Annotated in this window: 21 protein-coding genes; 7 read left to right on the plus strand and 14 right to left on the minus strand. The window is 71.1% G+C overall.

The features are described from left to right. Positions 1-265 precede the first annotated feature (265 nt). The 8 genes from AB4039_RS03845 to AB4039_RS03880 all read right to left on the minus strand — a co-directional run bounded on the left by AB4039_RS03845 (position 266) and on the right by AB4039_RS03880 (position 4,120). Complete coding sequence (locus tag AB4039_RS03845) at positions 266-673, minus strand: gas vesicle protein K (protein WP_442269960.1); 408 nt, start codon at positions 671-673, stop codon at positions 266-268. Beyond that, entirely contained in the window at positions 670-891 is a 222-nt protein-coding gene (locus AB4039_RS03850) for a gas vesicle protein (RefSeq protein ID WP_266844348.1), read from the minus strand. The genes AB4039_RS03845 and AB4039_RS03850 overlap by 4 nt, the downstream gene beginning before the upstream one ends. Further along, positions 888-1,727, minus strand: coding sequence for a GvpL/GvpF family gas vesicle protein (locus AB4039_RS03855; protein ID WP_442269961.1), 840 nt, complete (start codon positions 1,725-1,727; stop codon positions 888-890). The genes AB4039_RS03850 and AB4039_RS03855 overlap by 4 nt, the downstream gene beginning before the upstream one ends. Continuing rightward, positions 1,724-2,128 carry a gas vesicle protein GvpJ gene (gene gvpJ / locus AB4039_RS03860; protein ID WP_442269962.1) on the minus strand — a complete coding sequence of 135 codons (405 nt, stop codon included), beginning with the start codon at positions 2,126-2,128 and terminating at the stop codon, positions 1,724-1,726. Before gvpJ ends, AB4039_RS03855 begins: the two co-directional genes overlap by 4 nt. Before the next feature lie 36 nt (positions 2,129-2,164). Next, on the minus strand, positions 2,165-2,413 hold the full coding sequence (locus AB4039_RS03865) for a gas vesicle protein GvpG (RefSeq protein WP_266844346.1): 249 nt from the start codon (positions 2,411-2,413) through the stop codon (positions 2,165-2,167). A gap of 68 nt (positions 2,414-2,481) precedes the next feature. Then, positions 2,482-3,192 (minus strand): GvpL/GvpF family gas vesicle protein, encoded by a 711-nt coding sequence (locus AB4039_RS03870; protein ID WP_266844345.1) that lies wholly within the window; start codon positions 3,190-3,192, stop codon positions 2,482-2,484. A 3-nt stretch (positions 3,193-3,195) separates the two neighbouring features. Next, complete coding sequence (locus tag AB4039_RS03875; protein WP_442269963.1) at positions 3,196-3,702, minus strand: gas vesicle structural protein GvpA; 507 nt, start codon at positions 3,700-3,702, stop codon at positions 3,196-3,198. A gap of 37 nt (positions 3,703-3,739) precedes the next feature. Beyond that, the gene (locus AB4039_RS03880; RefSeq protein ID WP_266844343.1) at positions 3,740-4,120 is read right to left on the minus strand and encodes a gas vesicle protein GvpO; all 381 of its coding nucleotides are present in this window, start codon (positions 4,118-4,120) and stop codon (positions 3,740-3,742) included. Positions 4,121-4,365: 245 nt separating this feature from the next. On the opposite strand from AB4039_RS03880, the gene AB4039_RS03885 reads away from it, so the two are divergent. After that, positions 4,366-5,448: a histone protein gene (locus AB4039_RS03885; RefSeq protein ID WP_442269964.1), complete on the plus strand. Its 1,083-nt coding sequence runs from the start codon at positions 4,366-4,368 to the stop codon at positions 5,446-5,448. 4 nt (positions 5,449-5,452) lie between these two features. Then, the gene (locus AB4039_RS03890) at positions 5,453-6,532 is read left to right on the plus strand and encodes an SRPBCC family protein (protein ID WP_442269965.1); all 1,080 of its coding nucleotides are present in this window, start codon (positions 5,453-5,455) and stop codon (positions 6,530-6,532) included. 118 nt (positions 6,533-6,650) lie between these two features. Here the strand turns inward: AB4039_RS03890 and AB4039_RS03895 are convergent, their stop codons facing one another. The 6 genes from AB4039_RS03895 to AB4039_RS03920 form a co-directional block, all read right to left on the minus strand. Continuing rightward, a complete protein-coding gene (locus AB4039_RS03895; RefSeq protein ID WP_442269966.1) occupies positions 6,651-6,824 on the minus strand; it encodes a CsbD family protein in 174 nt (57 codons plus the stop codon). A gap of 193 nt (positions 6,825-7,017) precedes the next feature. Then, positions 7,018-7,521: a hypothetical protein gene (locus AB4039_RS03900; RefSeq protein ID WP_266844338.1), complete on the minus strand. Its 504-nt coding sequence runs from the start codon at positions 7,519-7,521 to the stop codon at positions 7,018-7,020. A gap of 198 nt (positions 7,522-7,719) precedes the next feature. Beyond that, complete coding sequence (locus AB4039_RS03905) at positions 7,720-8,280, minus strand: hemerythrin domain-containing protein (protein WP_266844337.1); 561 nt, start codon at positions 8,278-8,280, stop codon at positions 7,720-7,722. A 157-nt stretch (positions 8,281-8,437) separates the two neighbouring features. Continuing rightward, complete coding sequence (locus tag AB4039_RS03910; protein ID WP_266844336.1) at positions 8,438-9,439, minus strand: PHP domain-containing protein; 1,002 nt, start codon at positions 9,437-9,439, stop codon at positions 8,438-8,440. After that, positions 9,436-10,329, minus strand: a complete 894-nt coding sequence (locus tag AB4039_RS03915; protein ID WP_266844335.1) for an SDR family oxidoreductase — start codon at positions 10,327-10,329, stop codon at positions 9,436-9,438. The genes AB4039_RS03910 and AB4039_RS03915 overlap by 4 nt, the downstream gene beginning before the upstream one ends. A gap of 36 nt (positions 10,330-10,365) precedes the next feature. Continuing rightward, positions 10,366-10,632, minus strand: coding sequence for a hypothetical protein (locus AB4039_RS03920; protein ID WP_266844334.1), 267 nt, complete (start codon positions 10,630-10,632; stop codon positions 10,366-10,368). A gap of 303 nt (positions 10,633-10,935) precedes the next feature. Here AB4039_RS03920 and AB4039_RS03925 point away from each other — a divergent pair, with 303 nt between their 5' ends. The 5 genes from AB4039_RS03925 (at position 10,936) to AB4039_RS03945 (ending at position 19,092) form a co-directional block, all read left to right on the plus strand. After that, positions 10,936-11,466, plus strand: coding sequence for an SRPBCC family protein (locus tag AB4039_RS03925; protein ID WP_442269967.1), 531 nt, complete (start codon positions 10,936-10,938; stop codon positions 11,464-11,466). Positions 11,467-11,572: 106 nt separating this feature from the next. Continuing rightward, positions 11,573-12,541 carry an LLM class F420-dependent oxidoreductase gene (locus AB4039_RS03930; protein ID WP_266844330.1) on the plus strand — a complete coding sequence of 323 codons (969 nt, stop codon included), beginning with the start codon at positions 11,573-11,575 and terminating at the stop codon, positions 12,539-12,541. A 485-nt stretch (positions 12,542-13,026) separates the two neighbouring features. Then, positions 13,027-14,811: a thiamine pyrophosphate-requiring protein gene (locus AB4039_RS03935; RefSeq protein ID WP_266844329.1), complete on the plus strand. Its 1,785-nt coding sequence runs from the start codon at positions 13,027-13,029 to the stop codon at positions 14,809-14,811. A gap of 2 nt (positions 14,812-14,813) precedes the next feature. Beyond that, the gene (locus AB4039_RS03940) at positions 14,814-17,888 is read left to right on the plus strand and encodes an FAD-binding and (Fe-S)-binding domain-containing protein (RefSeq protein ID WP_442269968.1); all 3,075 of its coding nucleotides are present in this window, start codon (positions 14,814-14,816) and stop codon (positions 17,886-17,888) included. 73 nt (positions 17,889-17,961) lie between these two features. Next, complete coding sequence (locus AB4039_RS03945; RefSeq protein WP_442269969.1) at positions 17,962-19,092, plus strand: enolase C-terminal domain-like protein; 1,131 nt, start codon at positions 17,962-17,964, stop codon at positions 19,090-19,092. The last annotated feature ends 14 nt before the right edge of the window (positions 19,093-19,106 follow it).

Raw genomic sequence — 19,106 nt, forward strand, 5'->3', positions numbered from 1 at the left:
CCGGGCTCAGTGCTCCGAGGCTTGGTGCCGGACACGTCCGGTCCTGACCGGTGCCCGTCTCCGGGCCCCTCAGTGCGAAGACGCGGACGGTGACGGTGGGGCCGGCCCCGCGGACCGGGTACGTCCGCGCAAGGCGGGCCGCTCGCCGTCCATGCCTGCTCACCGTCCCTACGGCACCTGCCCCGGCCGGTGCGCCGCATGCCCGACGACGGGCACCAGCGCGCCCGCCCCGGCCGGCCGCCGATGCGCCGGGCTCACATCCTGTTCAAGACCCCGTCCCCCCGGACTCCGGCGGCGGCAGGAGGGGCCCCAGGGGGCCGAGGTCAAGGTTGAGGTCGTCCAGCGTGTAGCCGTGCTGCGCGCACAGCTCGGTCATACGGTCGTGGAGGGCCATGAGGGTGGCGCCGAGTTCCTCCTCCTGTTCATCGCTCAGGTCTCCGGCGTCGACGCGGCGCAAGGCTTGGCGTTCGATCAGCTGGCGGACGAGTTCGACGAGGGTCAGGACGAGTTTGAGGAGGTCCTCCCCGACACTGTCCGGATCGGCGTGGATACGCCGGGCGGGCGCGGCGGGTCCGGCGGCTGGATTCGGCGGCGGGGCCTGCAGGAGGCGGAAGGCCTGGGCCACGGTGTCGCCGGCCGAGCGCGGTCCGGAGCCGGGTGGTGTGGTGCTCATGGGCGCTCACCTCCCGGGGGCTGGAGCGCGGCGCCGTCGCCGAGGCTGCTGACGGAGGTGATCAGGGCGCGCAGGGAGATGCGGACGAGGTCGATGTCGGCGATCGACAGGACGATGTCACCGGTGATGACGACGCCGCCGGCCAGCAGGCGGTCCAGGAGGTCGACGAGTGCCACCTGGCGACCGGGGAGGGGTGTGTCCGCGGGAGTGAGGCTCATGTCGCCGCCCCGAGGTCCCTGCCGTCGGGCGCTTCGGGCGCTTCGGGCGGGGGAGTGGCGAAGGAGTACGGCGCCCAGGGGCCGGTGACGCGGACGCGTATGCCGGGCAGGCGGGCGGCGTCCTGTTCGATCGCCCCGCGGAAGTCGTCGGCCCGGTCGTCGGGGACGAGGTAGGCGTCGTTCAGGACGTTCTCGCCGTCCCGGTCACCGGCGAGCGGCCCGATCTGCACGGGATGGCTGACGCGGGCCGAGGCGTAGCGGGCGGCGGTGTCGGTGAGCTGCTGCGCCGCGCGGGCAGCCTGCCGGTACCGGTCGTCCCTGGCGTGCTGCTGGGCTCGGCGGCTGCGCAGGTAGGCCTTGCCCGGGCCGGTCGTGTCGGCCGGGGGAGGGTCGGGTCCGGTCGTCGCGGGGGCGATGTAGGCCTTGACGCCGAATTCGGTGTGGCCGGCCAGGAGGGCGAGCCGCTCGGCGAAGAGGTCGTGCTGTTCCTGCAGGGCCGCCAGGGCGCGGGCGGTGTCCTCGTAGAGGGTGGCCAGGCGCAGGGGCAGGACGGTGGTGCGGGCGGCGAGGGCTTCGATGACCTCGTGGTGGGCGCGGGCGGTGGCTTCCAGCCAGCTGAGGTCTTCGAAGTGGGCTTTGAGGGCTTGCCCGTTCCAGTCTGCGGCGGGTACCCGGCTCATGGCGAAGACGGGGGAGCCGGGGCCGGCGCCGGACGTGGTGAGGAGGGTGAGGGAGGTACCGGCGACGCCCTGGAGGCGCGTGACGACCTCGCCGAGGCCGGGGGAGCCGGCGGCGACGGCGTACACGTAGGTGAGGGCGGGCTCGGGAGTGTTCACCGGGTGGGCCTCCTTCGGGCGGCAGGCGGGGGCTCGCGGGCTGCGTCACTGCCTTCGCCGGAGGCCTGTTCGCGGCGCAGGGTTTCGATTTCCGCGCGCAGGCGTCGGTTCTCTTCGGCCAGGGGGCCGCCGGTGTGGCGGGAGGACAGGGCGGGATCGTGCTCCCACCAGTCGATGCCCATCTCCTTGGCCTTGTCGACGGACGCGATGAGGATGCGCAGTTTGATGGTCAACAGCTCGATGTCGAGGAGGTTGATGCGGATGTCGCCGGCGATGACGATGCCCTTGTCGAGGACGCGTTCGAGGATGTCGGCGAGGCTGGCGGACGAGGACGGCGGGTAGCCCATCGGAGTCGCCCGAGAGGGCAGGGAGCCGAGCCGGTTGTCGAGGGGATCGCTCACGGCCGTCCGTCCTTCCTGGTCGGGGCCGGCCCCTGCTCATGGCAGGTTTTGCCGGTACCTGGCAATCTCGTCGAGGCGGTCGAGGAGCGAGTCTTCGAGGGCGTCGAAGGTTTCCTGGTCGATCTCGCCGCTGACGAGGCGTTGCTCGAGGTCGGCAAGGGCCGCGTAGACGGGGGCGGGGTCGTAGTACTGCTCGTCGGCACGGTCGGCGACGCGCTGGGCCACCCACAGGACGGCGCGCACCGGGGCGAGAGGCGCGGTCAGCAGCTGGGTGAACAGCCCCATGGTTCCTCCAGGTGCTCCTTGGGACGGTCGCGCGGGGGCGGCGCGTGCGGGACGGCGGGGTTCGGCCGCTACACGAAGCTGTAGGGGGGCAGCGGCCCGGTGAACCGGAAGGTGACGTGGTCGACCTGTCGGGCGAGGCCGCCCTCCGCGTCGATGAAGGCGTCCTTGTGGTCGTCGGGGACCAGCAGGGACACGTTGAGGAGGTCACCCTCGGCCGGTGCGCGGACGGCGTGCTCGCGGGCGTAGGGCAGCAGTGCCTGGACGAGTCCCGCAGCGAGGGATTCCTGGCGGTCGCGGATTTCGGCGGCGACGAGTTCCCCGAGTTGCAGCGGCAGACGGGGGTCGGTGTCGCCGGCCCGGATCCGTTCGTTGAGGAGGCGGGCGTGCTCGGACTCGCCGAGGATCTCACGCAGGAGTGCCTCCTCGTCCTGGCTCGCCTTGACGTGGTATTCGGCGCAGCCCTCAAGCCTTTCGAGCGAGTCGAGGTACTCGGCTTCGCGCTCGCGGAGGGCCTCGCTGACGGCCTGGTCGTCCGCGGCGGTGTATCCGAACTGCAGGGGCAGGACGGTGCCGTCGGCCATGAGGCTCTCCTGGACGTCCTGGTGGGCGGTCAGGTCGCGGCGTTTGGCGCGGATTTCCTGCTCGACGTCACTGACGACCGCGCACAGCCGGTCCGTTCGCACCAGCCGCAGCGGGGACGGTTCGGCCCCCACTCCTGTGAGGTGGTCGAGGCGGGCGGGGTGGTCGGCGGCGATCACCGAGTACACGTAGACGGTCATGGTCTACTCCCTCTCGCGGCGGGCGCGGCGGGCGGCGGGCCTGCGGCGGCGGGGCACGGCCTCTGCTTCGGGTTCTTCTTCGGGTTCTTCCTCCGGCTCTTCCTCCGGCTCCTCCTCGGGTTCCTCTTCGGCGGCGTTCTTGCCGGTCAGGGATTCGGTGACGGCCTCCACGGCGCCGCTGAGGGCGCCCCTGGACTTGCCCTTGGCGCCGGATTCGATGGTGTCGCCGACGATGTCGGTGAGCTGAGCAGGGGCCTTGCGGCCGGATTCGAGGTCGAGGCGGTTGCAGGCTTCGGCGAACCGCAGGTAGGTGTCGACGCTCGCGACCACTATCCGGGCGTCGATCTTGAGGATTTCGATGCCGACCAGGGAGACCCGGACGAACACGTCGATGACCAGACCGCGGTCGAGGATCAGCTCAAGGACGTCGTAGAGGCTGGTGCCGGTGGCACCTCCGCCCGAGGCTGTGGTTCTGCTGAGGTTGCTTGGGCCCTGCGGCACCATGGTCATGGCGCTGTCCCTTCCCGGGCGGCCCGCCTGGCGACTCTCAGGCCGGCCGGTCGATCATGCCCCGGCTGTAGCGCCGGGTCCGTTCGTAGGAGACGAGTTCTCCTGTCCTGTCGATGGCCACCCTGTAGCTGGCCAGGATGCTGGTGGTGTCGGGAACGCGTTCGAGTTCGAGGACCTCGACCTGGGCTTCCCACCCGTCCTCGGTGGGCTTGAGGGAGGAAACCGACTCGGGTGGGCGGCCCAAGAGCTGAGCGAGCTGCTCAGCCGCGGCTCGCATGGCCGCCGCCGCTCCGCCCACGCCCCGAGAACGGGACGACGAGGTGCGCGGCGCGGCCTTGCGGACGGGCCGTGCGGGCGGTTCCCGGTCGCTCTCGTCGTTATCGCGGCGCCGACGGCGGCCCGGCTCTGCTGGTGCCATGGCACCACTCCCCTTCACGGGCGGTCCGTAGGGCCTGCCCGCTCCCATGGTGGTGTACCCACAAACTCGTGCATGTCTTTTTATTTCTACAGCATTCGAGGCATAACGGACGCAGAGATGAGCAGGCGCTCCGGTGACCCGTGCGAGCGGTGTGTGCCGTCACCCCCAGCGTGCTTTCACGGCAGTCGCGACGAACGACGCACAGGCAGTGACGGCCGTGCGCACCACGGTGAAGGGAAAGGCTCATGGATGACACCACCAAGATCGCCTTGGCGGCCGCAGTCGCCGGCGGCTACATACTCGGGCGGGCCAAGAAGGGACGCCTGGCCTTCAGCCTCGCCACCTATGCCGCGGGGCGCCGCTTCGGCCTCGACCCCAAAGAACTCGCCACCCAGGGTCTGAAGAAGCTGAGCGAGATGCCGCAGTTCGCGGAAATCGGCGACCAGGTCAAAGGCGAGGCCCTTGACGCAGGACGCAAGGCGCTGACCGCCACGGCCAACCGCCAGCTGTCCCGGCTCGCCGACACCCTCCACGAACGCACCCTCGAACTCGGCCGCAGCGGCGGAAAGGGCGACGAGGACGAGGAGGGCGAAGAGGACGAGGAGGCGCAGGAGCGCTACGACGACGAGGACTACCCGCCAGAAGAGGACGACGAGGAAGAGTACGAGGAAGAGGGCGAAGAACCGGCGGAAGACGAGTTCGAAGACGAGGGGGAGGAAGCGGCGGAGGAAGAGGAAGAGGAACCAGAGGAGGAAGAATACGAGGAAGACGAAGAAGAGCCCGAACCTGAGCCCGAGCCCGAGCCCGAGCCCGAGCCCGAGCCCCGCCGACGCACCTCCCAACGCCGCTCGACGGCCGAGGGTACGCACGCACCCTCCCGGAGCGCACCAGCCCGCAAGCCCTCCGGCGACAGGCAGGCTCCCGCCAGGAAGACCGCACCGGCCAGGAAGGCCGCACCGGCCAAGAAGGCCGCGCCGGCCAGGAAGCGCACCGAACCCGACAGGGCCGCACCGGCGAAGAAGACCGCGGCACGCAAGACCGCCGCCCGCTCCGAAACCGCCAGGGCACCGGCGAAGAAGACGGCGTCGCGGACACGGCCGGGTGCGGCTCCCGCGGCACCGCGCAAGAGCGCCACGAAGAAGACGGCGGCGAAGAAGGCGCCCCCGGCCAAGAAGACGGCCGCGAGGAAGACAGCCGCGAAGAAGACAGCCCCAGCGAAGAAGACCGCCGCGCCGAAGAAGACCGCCACACGCCCGCCGGCCCGTAAGACCGCCGCGAAGAAGACCGCGGCGAAGTCCACCGGCCGCAAGCCCTCCGCGAGGAGGTGACACCATGGCCACCACACAGCGCGGTGACACCACCCCCTCTTCAGGCCTGGACCGGCTGATGGAGGAACTCGGCGGCTACGTCACGGCCCAGGCGGAACAGCTCGCGGACAAGGCGGTCGACAAGGTCGGCGACGTGACCGACACCCTCCTCGACGTCGCGGAGAACGGCGGGACGCTCCCGGACATCGGCGCCCGCATCCTCAAGGGCGACTCCCCCGTGAAAGCGGCCCTCGGCGGTGTCACGGACAAGCTCAAAGACGTCGGAAGCAACCTCATGGGCGGGGGCAAGGGCAAGGGGCGCAAGAGCGGCTCCAAATCGATGAACATCATCGAGACCATCGACGTCGGCGTCCCGCTGCGCACCGCCTACGACCACTGGACCCAGTACGAGGACTTCAGCAGCTTCACCAAGGGCGTCCGCAGCGTCTCCAAGGGCGACGACACCAGCTCCGACTGGAAGGTGAAGGTGGGTCCCTCGACCCGGAGTTGGAAGGCCACCGTCCAAGAGCAGATCCCCGACGAACGGATCGTGTGGACCTCCGAAGGCGCCAAGGGGAGCACACGCGGCTGCGTGAGCTTCCACGAGCTGGCGCCCGCCCTGACGCGGATCGTCCTGGTAGTCGAGTACTACCCCGCCGGGCTCTTCGAGAAGACCGGCAACCTCTGGCGGGCCCAGGGTCGGCGCATGCGGCTGGACCTGAAGAACTTCAGCCGTTTCGTCACCCTCGGCAACGCCGAGGCAGAGGGATGGCGCGGAGAGATCCAGGACGGCGAGGTCGTCGTCACCCACGAGGAGGCCCTCGAAGCAGAAGAGGCAGAGGAAGAGGATTCCGCGGCCGAGGAGCCGGACGAGGAGACGGAAGAAGACGCCGAGGAAGGTGGTGGGGAGGAGGACGTAGAGGACTATCCCGAGGACGAGGACGAGGACGAGGACTATCCCGAGGACGAGGAGGACGAGGGGGCGGCGTACGGCGAGGAGGAGGCGGCCTACGAAGACGCGGACGAGGAGCAGGATCAGGACGCGGAGGAAGAGGAGGAAGAGGGGGAGGAAGAGGAGCCCCGCCGGGCACGCCGTCGGCGGTGACGCTCAAGGGGCGGTGGCCGTGTCGGACGAGGCACGGCCACCGCCCCCTGCGTCTTCCCGATGGACCTGGGCACGGGAAAGGCCGGCGGCATCACGCCGCCGGCCCCGTCACGCCCGGTCAGTGCTTGAGCGTGTCCTTGGCCTTCTGGACGGTCTGCTTGGCATCGCCCGCGGCCTGCTCGGCTCGGCCCTTCATCTCAAGGCTCTCGTTGCCCACCGCTTTGCCGGTGACCTCCTTGGTCTTCCCCTTGAGCGTCTTGCCGACGTTCTTGGCCTTCTTCCCCGTGGCCATTGCAGCCACCTCCATACCGGAACCGGGAAAATACCCAATAAACCTGACCAGGTCCGTCTACCCACAAAAAGGAGCTTGAAAGGCTGGCGGCCCCACCAGCCCGACCAGGAAGGCACCTGTAGGAACGGCGGCCCGTTTTCGGACCCTTGCGCGTATGGGGACCGTTGGGCGGCCATGGAGCCCTTCGCGGGCGCTATCCGAGGGCGGCGTTCTCGTTGTCCAGCAGGTCCAGCAGCAGTCCCCGGTGGAGGGCGGCGACCGGATCGAGGAGGTCGGGGTGGCGCAGCAAGGGCGCGGCGTCGTGTTCGTGGTCGCCGGGGCGGGTGAGACGGGTGACCTCGCCGGCCTGGCCGCGATCGACGAGGTGGTGGGCGTCGACGGCGAGGGCGGGGGCCGCGAGGAGGCAGGCGGCCCAGCTGACGACGGTTTCGTCCACCCAGGTCCGCCAGTCGGCGTCGGCGTCGCCGCCGTGATCGGAGCCCGTCAGCCAGTCCAGCCGGGCGCTTCCGCCAGGGCCGAGGAGATGCAGCAGCTCTGCGTCGAGCGGGGTCGGGTAGCGCAGGGCCGCGGCAAGGGTGACGGCCTGCCGGGCCTGGGCCTCGGCCAGGGCCCCGCTGAACGCCCCCGGGGCGGGTGGGAAGGCGGTCAGCAGCCAGCGGGTGCCTGCGGCTATGACGGGTGCGAGATCGGCGGACACGGCGGCTTCCTTCGGGGCGTGCTCGCTCTGGCCCTTGCCGGGTCCGCGAGCTGCGGCGCGAAGCTGCGCCGCTCCGCTCGTGGGCGACCAGCGTAGCCGGAAGCGACGGGCGTGCGGCATGACGCACGTCACCGTCCGTCCGTCCCCGGGGCGGCGGGCCGGAACACGGGTGCGGGCCCGCCGCCCCGGGGCGGGGGTTTAGGACTTGCCTCGGCCGGTCACGAAGTCGCGAGTGCGGTCTACGAGACCGACGCCCGGTGCGAGGATCTTGCTGGCGGTGGGGCTGCTCGGTGCGGCGGGGTGCGGGCGGGTGGGCGCCATGGCCTTGGCGCGGCGGATCTTGTCACCGAGACCGTCCAGCTGCTGAGGGGTACAGGCTCTCTGCAGCATCGGGAAGAGGTTGCTCTCCTCGTCCTGGACGTGGGCAGCGACCTCTTCCATGAGCTGTTGGAGGAGCGGGCTGATCTGCGCGTCGTCGGTGCTCATCTTCTCCAGCCGCTTGAGCATCTTCTCGATGCGGCCGTGGTCCTCGATCTCCTTGTCCGCCATGCGCCCGCCGCCTTCGACGTGCTCGCGTACCGCCGGGTAGAGGTACTGCTCCTCGGCGACCGAGTGCCGCACCAGCTCGATGGTGATCTCGTCGATGAGATCGCGTAGCTCCTGCCCGGTGCCGGTCATGGCCTGGAGCCGGGCGAACATCTCCTCCACCTCCCGGTGGTCGGCCATCAGCTCTTCGATCACGTTCCCGCCGTGTCCCATGTCGCCTCCTTCTGTGTCGGGCCGGGCCTGTCCGGCCTGATCCGATGGGTTCCCCGCCGGACCCGGCGGCGCCCGGTTGCACGGGGCGTCTCACTCGCTTGGGGGCTGAGGCAGCCACCTGCTCACCGGCCGATCTGGCGGGGCGGAAGCCGGTGCTTCAGGGTCGGCCGCTCCGGCTGCTCAGCAGCCGCCCGAGCGGCCAGGTCGTGATCAGCCGGTCCGCTCCCAGGCCGATTCGGGCTGCGCGCGCGTAGCCCGTGCTCTGCCAGTGCAGTTGTTCGGGGGCATGGGCGTCGGTGTCCACGGCGAAGAGGCAGCCCGCGGCGGCGGCGTGAACGAGCAGGTCGTCCGGCGGGTCGCGCCGTTCGGGCCGGCAGTTGATCTCCACTGCCGTCCCGGCCTCTGCGCACGCGGCGAAGACGGCCTGGGCGTCGAAGCGGGACTGCGGGCGGCCCCGACCGGTGATGATCCGTCCCGTGCAGTGGCCCAGGACGTCGACGTGCGGATTGCGTACCGCGGCCAGCAGGCGGGCGGTCATCGGTTCGGGTTCCGAGCGGAGCTTGGAGTGCACGGACGCCACGACGATGTCGAGCCGGCCGAGCAGGTCGTCGTCCTGGTCGAGTGAGCCGTCGTCGAGGATGTCGCACTCGATGCCGGTGAGCAGCCGGAAACCGGGGCCCAGCCTGGAATTCACGTCGGCCACGGCCTCCAGCTGGCTCCTGAGCCGCTCCGGACTCAGGCCGTGGGCGATCGTCAGCCGCGGCGAGTGGTCGGTCAGGACGGCCCACTGGTGGCCCAGGGCGCGGGCCGCATCGGCCATGTCCTCGATCGGGCTGCCGCCGTCCGACCACTCGGAGTGCAGGTGGCAGTCTCCTGCGCTCGCGGCTGCGAGGTCCCAGCCGGCGCGGGCGCCCGGGTCGGCTTCGGCCTGCAGGCGGGCCAGGTAGCTCGGCACCCTCCCGGCCGATGCCTGGGAGATCACCTCGGCGGTGACCGGGCCCACCCCGCGCAGCCCTCTGGCCTGCGCGGCATCCACAGGGCCCGCTGGCAGGTCGCGGACCGCGTCGGCCGCGGTGTGGAAGGCCCGCACCCGGTACGGGGAGGCCCCGCGCCATTCGAGGAGGAAGGCGATCCGGCGCAGTGCTTCATCCGGGGTCACGGCAGGGGGGTTCCACCGGTGGCGTTGACGATCTCGCCGGTGATGTAGGAGGCCTGGTCGGAGGCGAGGAATACGTAGGCGGGTGCCATCTCGGCCGGCTGCGCGGGCCGGCCCAGCGGTGACTGCTCGCCGAACTTCGTCGGGTCGGGCATCGTCGCCGGGATCAGCGGGGTCCAGACAGGTCCGGGCGCCACGGCGTTGGCCCGGATACCGCGCTCTGCGAGCATCTGGGCCAGGCTGTGGGTGAAGGAGATGATCGCGGACTTGGTCATGGCGTAGTCCAGGAGGTGCGGGCTGGGCTGGTAGCCCTGCACCGAGGCGGTGTTGATCACCGAGCTGCCGGGCGGCATGTGGGCGAGCGCGGCCTTGGTGAGCCAGAACATGCCGTACAGGTTGGTCTTCATCACCCGGTCGAACTGCTCGGTGGTGATCGCCTCGATCCCGTCCGGCTGGGCCATCTGGTAGGCGGCGTTGTTGACGAGCAGGTCGATGCCGCCCAGCTCGCCCACTGCCTTGTCGACGAGGGCGGTGCACTCGCCTTCGTGCCGGATGTCGCAGGCGACGGCTACCGCGGTGCGGCCTGCGTCGCGGATCAGGCGGGCGCTCTCGTCGGCTTCGTCGGCTTCCTCGGGCAGATGGGTGAAGGCGACGTCGGCGCCCTCCCGTGCGAAGGCCAGGCAGACGGCCCGGCCGATCCCGGAGTCCCCGCCGGTGACCAGCGCCTTGCGGCCGTGCAGCAGGCCGTGGCCCTGGTACGTGTCCTCGCCGTGGTCGGGACGGGGATCCATCGCCTCGGTCGAGCCGGGATGGTCCTGGTCCTGTTCGGGGAACGGGGGGCGGGCGTGGAGTGACACCGGATCCGTGAGGCGGGGCTTTTCGTGAGAGGACATCACGGTCTCCTTCCGGCACGGCCGGCTGGGCGGGGGTCAGGTGGGGGGTGGGTAGGCGGCGGCCTTGAGGCGGCGGGCGAGTGCGCGGTGTTCGCGGCGAGGGTTTTGGTCGTGGCCGCGGTCTTCTCGGGGCTCGACGTCGTGATCGGCGCTCCGGATCATCTTTCCGGTGACGCCGTGCTCGGACAGGGGGGCCATGGTCTGCTCGGCCGGCGACTGCGAGCCGGACCGCTGGGGCGAGGGCGAGAGTGCGCGGACCAGCGCGACAGAGCGCAGCGGCGTGGTTTCGGTAGGGGTGCCCATGTGGTCCGGCTACCCGGATCGTCACCGCCTATCCGGCCCTGTGTGGCGAGACCGGTCAGCGGGGGCCGAGCGGAGGCTGCTGTCCTGGCCGCGCCTACTGGCCGGCGGACCGGGTTCGGCCATCCGGCAGCAGTGGCAGCCGCCTTGAGGCAGGCCCGCTCAGGCGCAGCTGGCCGTTCCTGGCTGCCCGGGCGGCAAGCGCGAGGGAGGGCCGCGTCGCACGGGATTGAAGCACGGCGGGCCGGGCAGGCGCCGACGTAGTCAGCGGGAAGGGAAGCCGACATGGCGGCAGGGAGGAAGACCATGAGCATGGTGAAGGAATCCATCGACATCGACGTTCCTGTGAGCAGCGTCTACAACCAGTGGACGCAATTCGAGGAGTTCCCGCGCTTCATGGAAGGCGTCGAGGACGTGCGTCAGATAGACGAACGGCACTGCCGCTGGAAGACCAAGGTGGCGGGCGTCGAGCGTGAGTTCGATACGGAGATCGTGGACCAGACGCCTGATGAGCGGATCGCGTGGCGGTCCGTGACCGACGACGTGGCCCAGAAGGGGGTCGTCACGTTCCAGCGTCTGGACGAGGCCCACACCAGGGTCAGCCTGGCCCTGGACTTCGAGCCCCAGGGCATGGCGGAGACGGCGGCGGCCGTGCTCGGGGTTCTGGACCAACGGGTCAAGGGTGACCTGAAGCGGTTCAAGGGGTTCATCGAGGAGCGGGGTGTGGAGAGCGGCGGCTGGCGTGGGCGGATCACCCCCGCGGACGCCGGCGGCGCCTCCTCCACCGGGACCGAAATGCCCGGCGCCACCCGGCCGGACGGCCGGCGGTACGGCTGAGGCCGACCCCCGTGTCTCCCCCCGGGGCAGCAGACCGCCCCGGGGGAGAAGGGGACCGCATACCAGCGGATCCTCCCCGCACGAGCGACAGGAAGGACGCGTGATCATGCCGGTACGCATCGGGTACACGATGATGACCGAGCAGGCCGGACCGCTCGAACTGGTCTCCCACGTGGTGGGAGCGGAGCAGGCGGGTTTCGACTTCTCCGTCATCTCCGACCACTCGTTCCCCTGGCTGGAGTCGCAGGGCCACGCCCCCTACGCATGGAGTGTGCTCGGGGCGGCCGCCCAGGCCACCACCCGGATCCCGCTCATGACGTACGTGACCTGCCCGACGTTCCGCTACCACCCCGCGGTCGTCGCGCAGAAGGCCGCGACCATGCAGATCCTGTCCCAGGGCCGCTTCCGTCTGGGACTGGGCTCCGGCGAGAACCTCAACGAGCACATCGTCGGCGCCGGATGGCCCGCCGCGCACGTGCGCCTGGAGATGCTGGAGGAAGCCGTCGGCATCATCCGGCAGATGTTCGGCGGCGGGTACGTGAGCTGCCACGGCGCCCACTACGACGTCGAGAACGCCAAGCTCTGGGACCTCCCTGAGGAACTGCCCCCGATCGGCATCGCCGTCTCCGGGCCCCGCTCGTGCGCACTCGCCGGCCGGCACGGCGACCTGTTGGTCGCGACGGAACCGAAGGCGGAACTCCTGCGGCAGTTCGACGCCCATGGTGGCGCGGGCAAGCCCCGTATCGGACAGCTGCCCGTCAGCTACGACCCCGACCGCGAAGCGGCGGTGGCGCGCGCCCACGACCAGTTCCGCTGGGCGCTGGGCGGCTGGCGGGTCAATGGCGAGCTCCCCGGCCCCGCGGGCTTCGAACAGGCTTCGCAGCACACCCGGCCCGAAGACGTGGCCGAGTCCATTCCGTGCGGTGACGACGTGGACGAGTTCGTCGCGGCGGTACGTCCTTACGCCGAGGCGGGATTCACCGAGGTCGCCCTCGTCCAGATCGGCGGCGACCGGCAGGTGGCCTTCCTGGAATGGGCCGAGGCGAAACTCCTGCCCGCGCTCCGGAACCTGTGAGCGAGCGGAAGCTCCATCACGGACTCACCAGAAGGGCCATCGGCACCCGCCGAGGCCACGCTCGACGGGTGCCACCGGCTGCGACGGCCGCCGGGCGGGGCGGACCCAAGCCGCGCACTTGGCCGTCGGCCGCTCCGGCCCCGCGCTGGGTGCCGGCCCGGCTCCCGGCCGTCGCATGCCCGCCGTCGGGGGCGCGTCACGTGGACCGGGGTACGGGTGTCAGGACGGCGGCCCCGGGCTGCCCGAGCCGTGCCCCCGGGCGGGTTACCGGCCACGCGGGCAAGGGCACGTCTGCACGGCCACAGGGCAAGCCTTCGCGATACTTCCCCCACGACCCACGACCCACGACCCACGACCCCGACCATCGCTTCCGGCAACCGCCGGTGGACGGGTTTTGAACCCACCGCCAGCGGTTAGCCGAGCCTGTGTGCCGGGGCGAACCGCTCCGGGCCCGACGGCCAGCACCAGGGACCAGGAGGACAGAGATGAAGGTTGCCGACTACCTATTGCAGCGGCTGCGGGAGTGGGAGGTCGAGTTCGTCTTCGCCTACCCCGGCGACGGCATCAACGGCCTGCTCGCCGCCTGGGGCCGCGCCGAGGACCAGCCCCGCTTCATCCAGGCCCGGCACGAGGAGATGGCCGCCTTCCAGGCCGTCGGGTACGCCAAATTCTCCGGACGCACCGGGGTCTGCGCTGCCACCTCCGGGCCCGGAGCGATCCACCTGCTCAACGGCCTGTACGACGCCAAGCTCGACCACGTGCCGGTGGTGGCGATCGTCGGGCAGACCGACCGCACCGCGATGGGCGGCTCGTACCAGCAGGAAGTCGACCTCCTTTCGCTCTACAAGGACGTCGCCTCCGAGTTCTGCGAGATGGTCACCGTCCCCGAACAACTGCCCAACGTGCTCGACCGGGCGATGCGCATCGCCGCCGCGCGCCGCACGGTCACCGCGCTGATCGTCCCGGCGGACGTGCAGGAGCTCGACTACGAGCCGCCTGCCCACGCCTTCAAGCACGTCCCCTCCAGCCTCGGCATCCCCCACTACGCCCCCGTCCCCACGGGCGAGGACCTCGCCCGGGCCGCAGAGATCATCAACGCCGGCGAGAAGGTCGCCATGCTGATCGGCCAGGGCGCCCGCCACGCCCGCACCGAGGTCGAGCAGGTCGCGGATCTGCTCGGTGCCGGCGTCGCCAAGGCCCTGCTGGGCAAGGACGCGCTCCCGGACACCCTGCCCTATGTCACCGGCTCGATCGGGCTGCTCGGCACCCGGCCCTCCTACGAGATGATGCGCGACTGCGACACCCTCCTCGTGGTCGGATCCAGCTTCCCCTACAGCAACTTCCTGCCCGACTTCGACCAAGCCCGCGCGGTGCAGATCGACCTCGACCCGTCCATGATCGGGCTGCGCTACCCGTTCGAAGCGAACCTCGTCGGCGACGCCGCCCAGACGCTGCGCCGCCTGCTTCCGCTGCTGGAACGCAAGGCCCACGGCGCATGGCGCAAGACGATCGAAGACAACACCGCCCGGTGGTGGGACGTCATGAAGCGCCGCGCCGAGGTCTCCGCGGAGCCGGTCAACCCGGAGTACGTCGTCCATGCGCTCGACGCTCTGTTGCCCGAGGACGTCATGCTGGCCGCGGACTCCGGCTCAGCGGCGAACTGGTACGCCCGCCACCTGCGGATGCGCGGCACCATGCGCGGCTCGCTCTCGGGCACCCTGGCCACGATGGGCCCCGGGGTGCCGTACGCCATCGGCGCCAAGTTCGCCCACCCCGACCGCCCGGCGATCGCCATCGTCGGCGACGGCGCCATGCAGATGAACGGCCTCGCGGAGCTGATCACCGCCGCGAAGTACTACCGCGAATGGACCGACCCCCGCCTGGTCGTCGCCGTCTTGAACAATCACGACCTGAATCAGGTCACCTGGGAGATGCGCGCCATGCAAGGCGCACCGCAGTTCGAACCCTCCCAGCAGCTACCCGACGTGCGCTATGCCGACATCGCCCGGTCATTCGGCCTGGACGGCGTGCGGGTCGAGCGGCCCGAGGACGTCGGCCCCGCCTGGACCCGGGCGCTGGCTGCGCAGCGTCCGTTCGTCCTCGACTTCCGTACCGACCCCGCGGTGCCACCGATCCCGCCGCACGCCACCTGGGACCAGATCAAGGCCGCCGCCTCCTCCGTCCTGCATGGCGACAGCGACCGCGGCTCCTTCATCCGCCAAGGAGTAAAGGCCAAGGTCCAGGAGTTTCTGCCCGGCAACGGGAACTGACCATGGCCGCGGAAGGCAGGGGCGGGCAAGTGGACCTCGCGGCCCTGGAACGCGCGCTGCGCGCCGAGGTCGACGGCGAGGTCCGCTTCGACGCCGGCAGCCGGGCCGCCTATGCGACCGACGGTTCCAACTACCGACAGGTCCCGCTCGGCGTGGTGGTGCCCCGCACGGTCGAGGCCGGCGCCGCGGCGGTCGCGGTGTGCTCGCGGTTCGCCGCCCCCGTGCTCTCGCGCGGCGGCGGCACCAGCCTGGGCGGGCAGTGCACCAACACCGCGGTGATCATCGACTGGACCAAGTACTGCAACCGACTGCTGTCGGTCGACGCCGAGGCGCGGACCTGCGTGGTGGAGCCGGGCATCGTGCTGGACGAGCTGAACCGCCAACTCGCCTCGCATTCCTTGATGTTCGGGCCCAAGCCGTCCACGCACACCCACTGCGCGCTGGGCGGGATGATCGGAAACAACAGCTGTGGTGCCTCCGCCCAGGCGTACGGCAAGACGGCCGACAACGTCGTGCGCCTGGAGGTGCTCACCTACGACGGCGCCCGCTTCTGGGCCGGCCCGACCAGCGACGACGAGTATGCGCGGGTCGTGGCCGAGGACGGGCCCCAGGCCCGCCTGTACCAGGGGCTGAAGGACATCACCGGGCGCAACCTGGCGGAGATCCGGCGCGGCTATCCGAAGATCCCCCGCCGCGTATCCGGCTACAACCTGGACTCCCTGCTGCCGGAGAACGGCTTCGATGTGGCGAAGGCCCTGGTCGGCAGCGAAGGAACCCTGGTCACCGTCCTGCGCGCCGAACTGAAGCTGGTCGAAGTGCCCGCCGCCGAGGTGCTGCTGGTGCTCGGCTTCGGCGACATCTACCAGGCGGCCGACGCCGTGCCCGAGCTGCTCCAGCACAGCCGGCCCGCCCAGCTGGAGGCGATCGACGGGCGCATGGCCCAGCTGATGCGCGAGGAACACGCCTACCTCGACTCCCTGGAGCAGCTGCCCGAGGGCGACAGCTGGCTGCTGCTCCAGTTCACCGACGACACCGTCCAGCAGGCCGACGCGCAGGCCCGCGAGCTGCTGCGCGCCATCGGCCGCGACGAGGACGACGCGTCGGTGGCGTTCTCCGACGACCCGCCGCGCGAGCACGAGATGCTCAAGGCCCGCGAGGCGGGCCTGGGGGTGACCGCGCGGCCGCCGGACGGCTCCGAAACCTGGGAAGGCTGGGAGGACTCCGCGGTCGCTCCCGAAAGGCTCGGCGACTACCTGCGCGACCTGGAGCGGCTCTTCCACCGCTACGGCTATCAGCAGGCCTCCCTCTACGGGCACTTCGGGCAGGGCTGCGTCCACACCCGCATCCCGTTCGACCTGCGCCAGGGCAAGGGCGTCGAGGCCTTCCGGTCCTTCCTTCACGAGGCCGCCGACCTGGTCGCCTCCTACGGCGGCTCCCTGTCCGGGGAACACGGCGACGGCCAGGCCCGCGGCGAACTGCTGCCCCGCATGTTCGGCCGGCCCCTCGTCGACGCGATGGGCGAGGTCAAGGCCCTGTTCGACCCCAGGAACCGGATGAACCCCGGCAAAGTCGTCCACCCCCACCGGGTCGACGAGAACCTGCGCCTGGGCGCCGACTGGCGGCCCGAGCCGCACCGTGTGATGCACTTCGCGTATCCCGACGACGACGGCGACTTCGGGCAGGCCGTGATGCGATGCGTGGGGATCGGTAACTGCCGCACCCATCAAGGCGGGGTGATGTGCCCTTCCTACCGCGCCACGCTGGAGGAGGAGCACTCCACCCGGGGCCGTGCCCGCCTGCTGTTCGAGATGCTCGGCGGCCACCAGGACTCGCCGATCACCGACGGGTGGCGCTCGACCGAGGTCCGCGACGCCCTCGACCTGTGTCTGGCCTGCAAGGGCTGCACGTCCGACTGCCCGGTCGGCGTGGACATGGCCACCTACAAGGCCGAGTTCCTCGCTCACCACTACGAGGGCCGTTTGCGCCCGGTCGCACACTACGCGATGGGCTGGCTCCCGCTGTGGGCACAGCTCGCGCGCCTCGCTCCGGGTCTGGCCAACGCCGCTCTGCACGCCCCTGGCCTGGGCCGGCTCGGCAAGCTGCTCGGCGGAATCGACCCACGCCGCGAAGCACCCCTGTTCGCCTCCGAGAGCTTCCAGGACGGCTGGCGGCGGGCCGGGCGGGTGCAGCCCGAGCCGGGCGATCCGCGGACCGTGCTGCTGTGGCCGGACACGTTCACCAACCACTTCCACCCCCACATCGCCCAGGCCGCGGTCCGGGTCCTGGAGGACGCCGGCTTCCGGGTCGCGGTCCCCGAGGGGCCGGTGTGCTGCGGCTTGACCTGGATCTCCACCGGCCAACTCGACATCGCACACCGCGTTCTGAAGCGCACCACCAGTGTGCTGCGGCCCTGGCTGGAGGCCGGTACCCCGATCATCGGGCTGGAGCCCTCGTGCGCGGCCGTCTTCCGCGCGGACGCTCCCGAGCTGCTTGCCGGTGACCAGGACGTCGTCCGGATGGCCGCGCAGGTGCGGACCCTCGCCGAACACCTCGTCCACCACGCGCCCGAGGGCTGGCAGCCGCCGCAGGTCAGCCGGGCGGCGACCGTCCAGACGCACTGCCATCAGCACGCCGTGCTCGGCGCCGCCCCGGACCGCGAGCTGATGCGCCGTTCGGGCCTGGACGCGAACGTGTTGGACGAGGGCTGCTGCGGACTGGCCGGCAACTTCGGCTTCGAGCGCGGGCATTACGAGGTGTCGCGGACGATCGCCGAGCAGGGCGTCCTGCCGGCCGTCCGCGACACGGCACCGGAGGCGTTCGTGCTGGCGGACGGCTTCAGCTGTCGCACCCAGATCGACCAGTGCGACACCGGCCGCCAGGCCGTACACCTGGCCGAGGCGCTGGCCATGGCCCTCGACGGCCCCACGCCCGCCGACCGACCCGAGACGGCCGTCGCACGCCCGCGACCCCACCGCGCGGCCGCCCGGCTCCTGACTGCGGCCACCATCGGCGCTCTGACGAGCCTGGCCGCAGGGGCAGTTCTCGCCGTCCGTCACCGTGCGAGGAGGATGCCATGACGTCACCCACCGCTCTGCCACGCTCGCAGCGCAAGCGAGTGCACCACGAGGGCCACGCCTGCGCAGAAGCCCGATGAGCACCCCGTCGACACCGACCATCGACGCCCTGAGGGCGTGGGTCCTCGACTTCTCCACCGACGCCCCGGAGGCAGACGGCACCGCCACCTGGACCAGCACCACCATGGTCCTCGTCCAGGCCCGCTCCGACACCGCCCACGGCTACGGCTGGACCTACGGCGCCCCGGCCTGCGCCAACGTGATCACCGACCTGCTCGCCGAGCACGCCATGGGCCGCAACGCCTTCGACGTGCCCGCCGCCAACGAGGCCATGCACCGGGCGCTGCGCAACGCCGGACGTCCCGGCATCGGAGGCTACGCTCTGTCCGCCGTCGACATCGCCCTGTGGGACCTCAAGGCCCGCCTCCTCGGCCTGCCGCTGGTCGACCTGCTCGGCCGGGCGCGGGACGCCGTGCCGGTCTACGGCAGCGGTGGCTTCACCACCTATGACGACCCACAGCTCCGGACGCAGCTGCGCGGGTGGACCGAGCAGCAGGCCATCCCACGCGTGAAGATCAAGATCGGGGAGGGGTGGGGCACCCGCGAGGACCGTGACCTGGCCCGGATCCGGCAGGCCCGCGAGATCATCGGCCCGGACGCTGAGCTGTACGTGGATGCCAACGGCGCCTACAGCGCCAAGCAGGCGATCCGCCTCGCCCAGCGCTTCGAAGAGCACGACGTGCGCTGGTTCGAGGAACCGGTCTCCTCCGACGACCTCGCCGGCCTGGCCCAGGTCCGCGCCGCCACCACGGCGGACGTCGCGGCGGGCGAGTACGGCTTCACGCTGCCCTACTTCGCCGCCATGGCCCCGACCGTGGACTGCCTGCAGGCGGACGCCACCCGCTGCGGCGGCCTCACCGTGTGGCTGCGTGCCGGCGCTCTTGCGCAGGCCCACGGCCTGGATCTGTCCGGGCACTGCGCCCCGCACGTCCACGCCCACGCCGCCGCGACTCTGCCGAACGTGCGTCACCTGGAGTGGTTCCACGACCACGTCCGCATCGAGAACATGCTCTTCGACGGCACCCTCGACCCGGCCGGCGGCCGGCTGCACCCCGGCCAAGGCGGCACCCCGGGCCTGGGCCTTATGCCACGCCACGACGTCCTCGAACAGCACGCCACCAGCACGGTGTCGGCGGGCAGCACGTAGCCGCCGGCCCTGAT

It is taken from the genome of Streptomyces sp. M-16 (assembly GCF_052114405.1).
GTDB lineage: Bacteria > Actinomycetota > Actinomycetes > Streptomycetales > Streptomycetaceae > Streptomyces.

Coding starts and splice junctions, on each gene's coding strand:
- AB4039_RS03845 (WP_442269960.1), bottom strand. CDS start 673: ATGAGCACCACACCACCCGGCTCCGGACCGCGCTCGGCCGGCGACACC.
- AB4039_RS03850 (WP_266844348.1), bottom strand. CDS start 891: ATGAGCCTCACTCCCGCGGACACACCCCTCCCCGGTCGCCAGGTGGCA.
- AB4039_RS03865 (WP_266844346.1), bottom strand. CDS start 2,413: ATGGGGCTGTTCACCCAGCTGCTGACCGCGCCTCTCGCCCCGGTGCGC.
- AB4039_RS03870 (WP_266844345.1), bottom strand. CDS start 3,192: ATGACCGTCTACGTGTACTCGGTGATCGCCGCCGACCACCCCGCCCGC.
- AB4039_RS03875 (WP_442269963.1), bottom strand. CDS start 3,702: ATGACCATGGTGCCGCAGGGCCCAAGCAACCTCAGCAGAACCACAGCC.
- AB4039_RS03880 (WP_266844343.1), bottom strand. CDS start 4,120: ATGGCACCAGCAGAGCCGGGCCGCCGTCGGCGCCGCGATAACGACGAG.
- AB4039_RS03885 (WP_442269964.1), top strand. CDS start 4,366: ATGGATGACACCACCAAGATCGCCTTGGCGGCCGCAGTCGCCGGCGGC.
- AB4039_RS03890 (WP_442269965.1), top strand. CDS start 5,453: ATGGCCACCACACAGCGCGGTGACACCACCCCCTCTTCAGGCCTGGAC.
- AB4039_RS03895 (WP_442269966.1), bottom strand. CDS start 6,824: ATGGCCACGGGGAAGAAGGCCAAGAACGTCGGCAAGACGCTCAAGGGG.
- AB4039_RS03905 (WP_266844337.1), bottom strand. CDS start 8,280: ATGGGACACGGCGGGAACGTGATCGAAGAGCTGATGGCCGACCACCGG.
- AB4039_RS03915 (WP_266844335.1), bottom strand. CDS start 10,329: ATGTCCTCTCACGAAAAGCCCCGCCTCACGGATCCGGTGTCACTCCAC.
- AB4039_RS03920 (WP_266844334.1), bottom strand. CDS start 10,632: ATGGGCACCCCTACCGAAACCACGCCGCTGCGCTCTGTCGCGCTGGTC.
- AB4039_RS03925 (WP_442269967.1), top strand. CDS start 10,936: ATGAGCATGGTGAAGGAATCCATCGACATCGACGTTCCTGTGAGCAGC.
- AB4039_RS03930 (WP_266844330.1), top strand. CDS start 11,573: ATGCCGGTACGCATCGGGTACACGATGATGACCGAGCAGGCCGGACCG.
- AB4039_RS03935 (WP_266844329.1), top strand. CDS start 13,027: ATGAAGGTTGCCGACTACCTATTGCAGCGGCTGCGGGAGTGGGAGGTC.
- AB4039_RS03940 (WP_442269968.1), top strand. CDS start 14,814: ATGGCCGCGGAAGGCAGGGGCGGGCAAGTGGACCTCGCGGCCCTGGAA.
- AB4039_RS03945 (WP_442269969.1), top strand. CDS start 17,962: ATGAGCACCCCGTCGACACCGACCATCGACGCCCTGAGGGCGTGGGTC.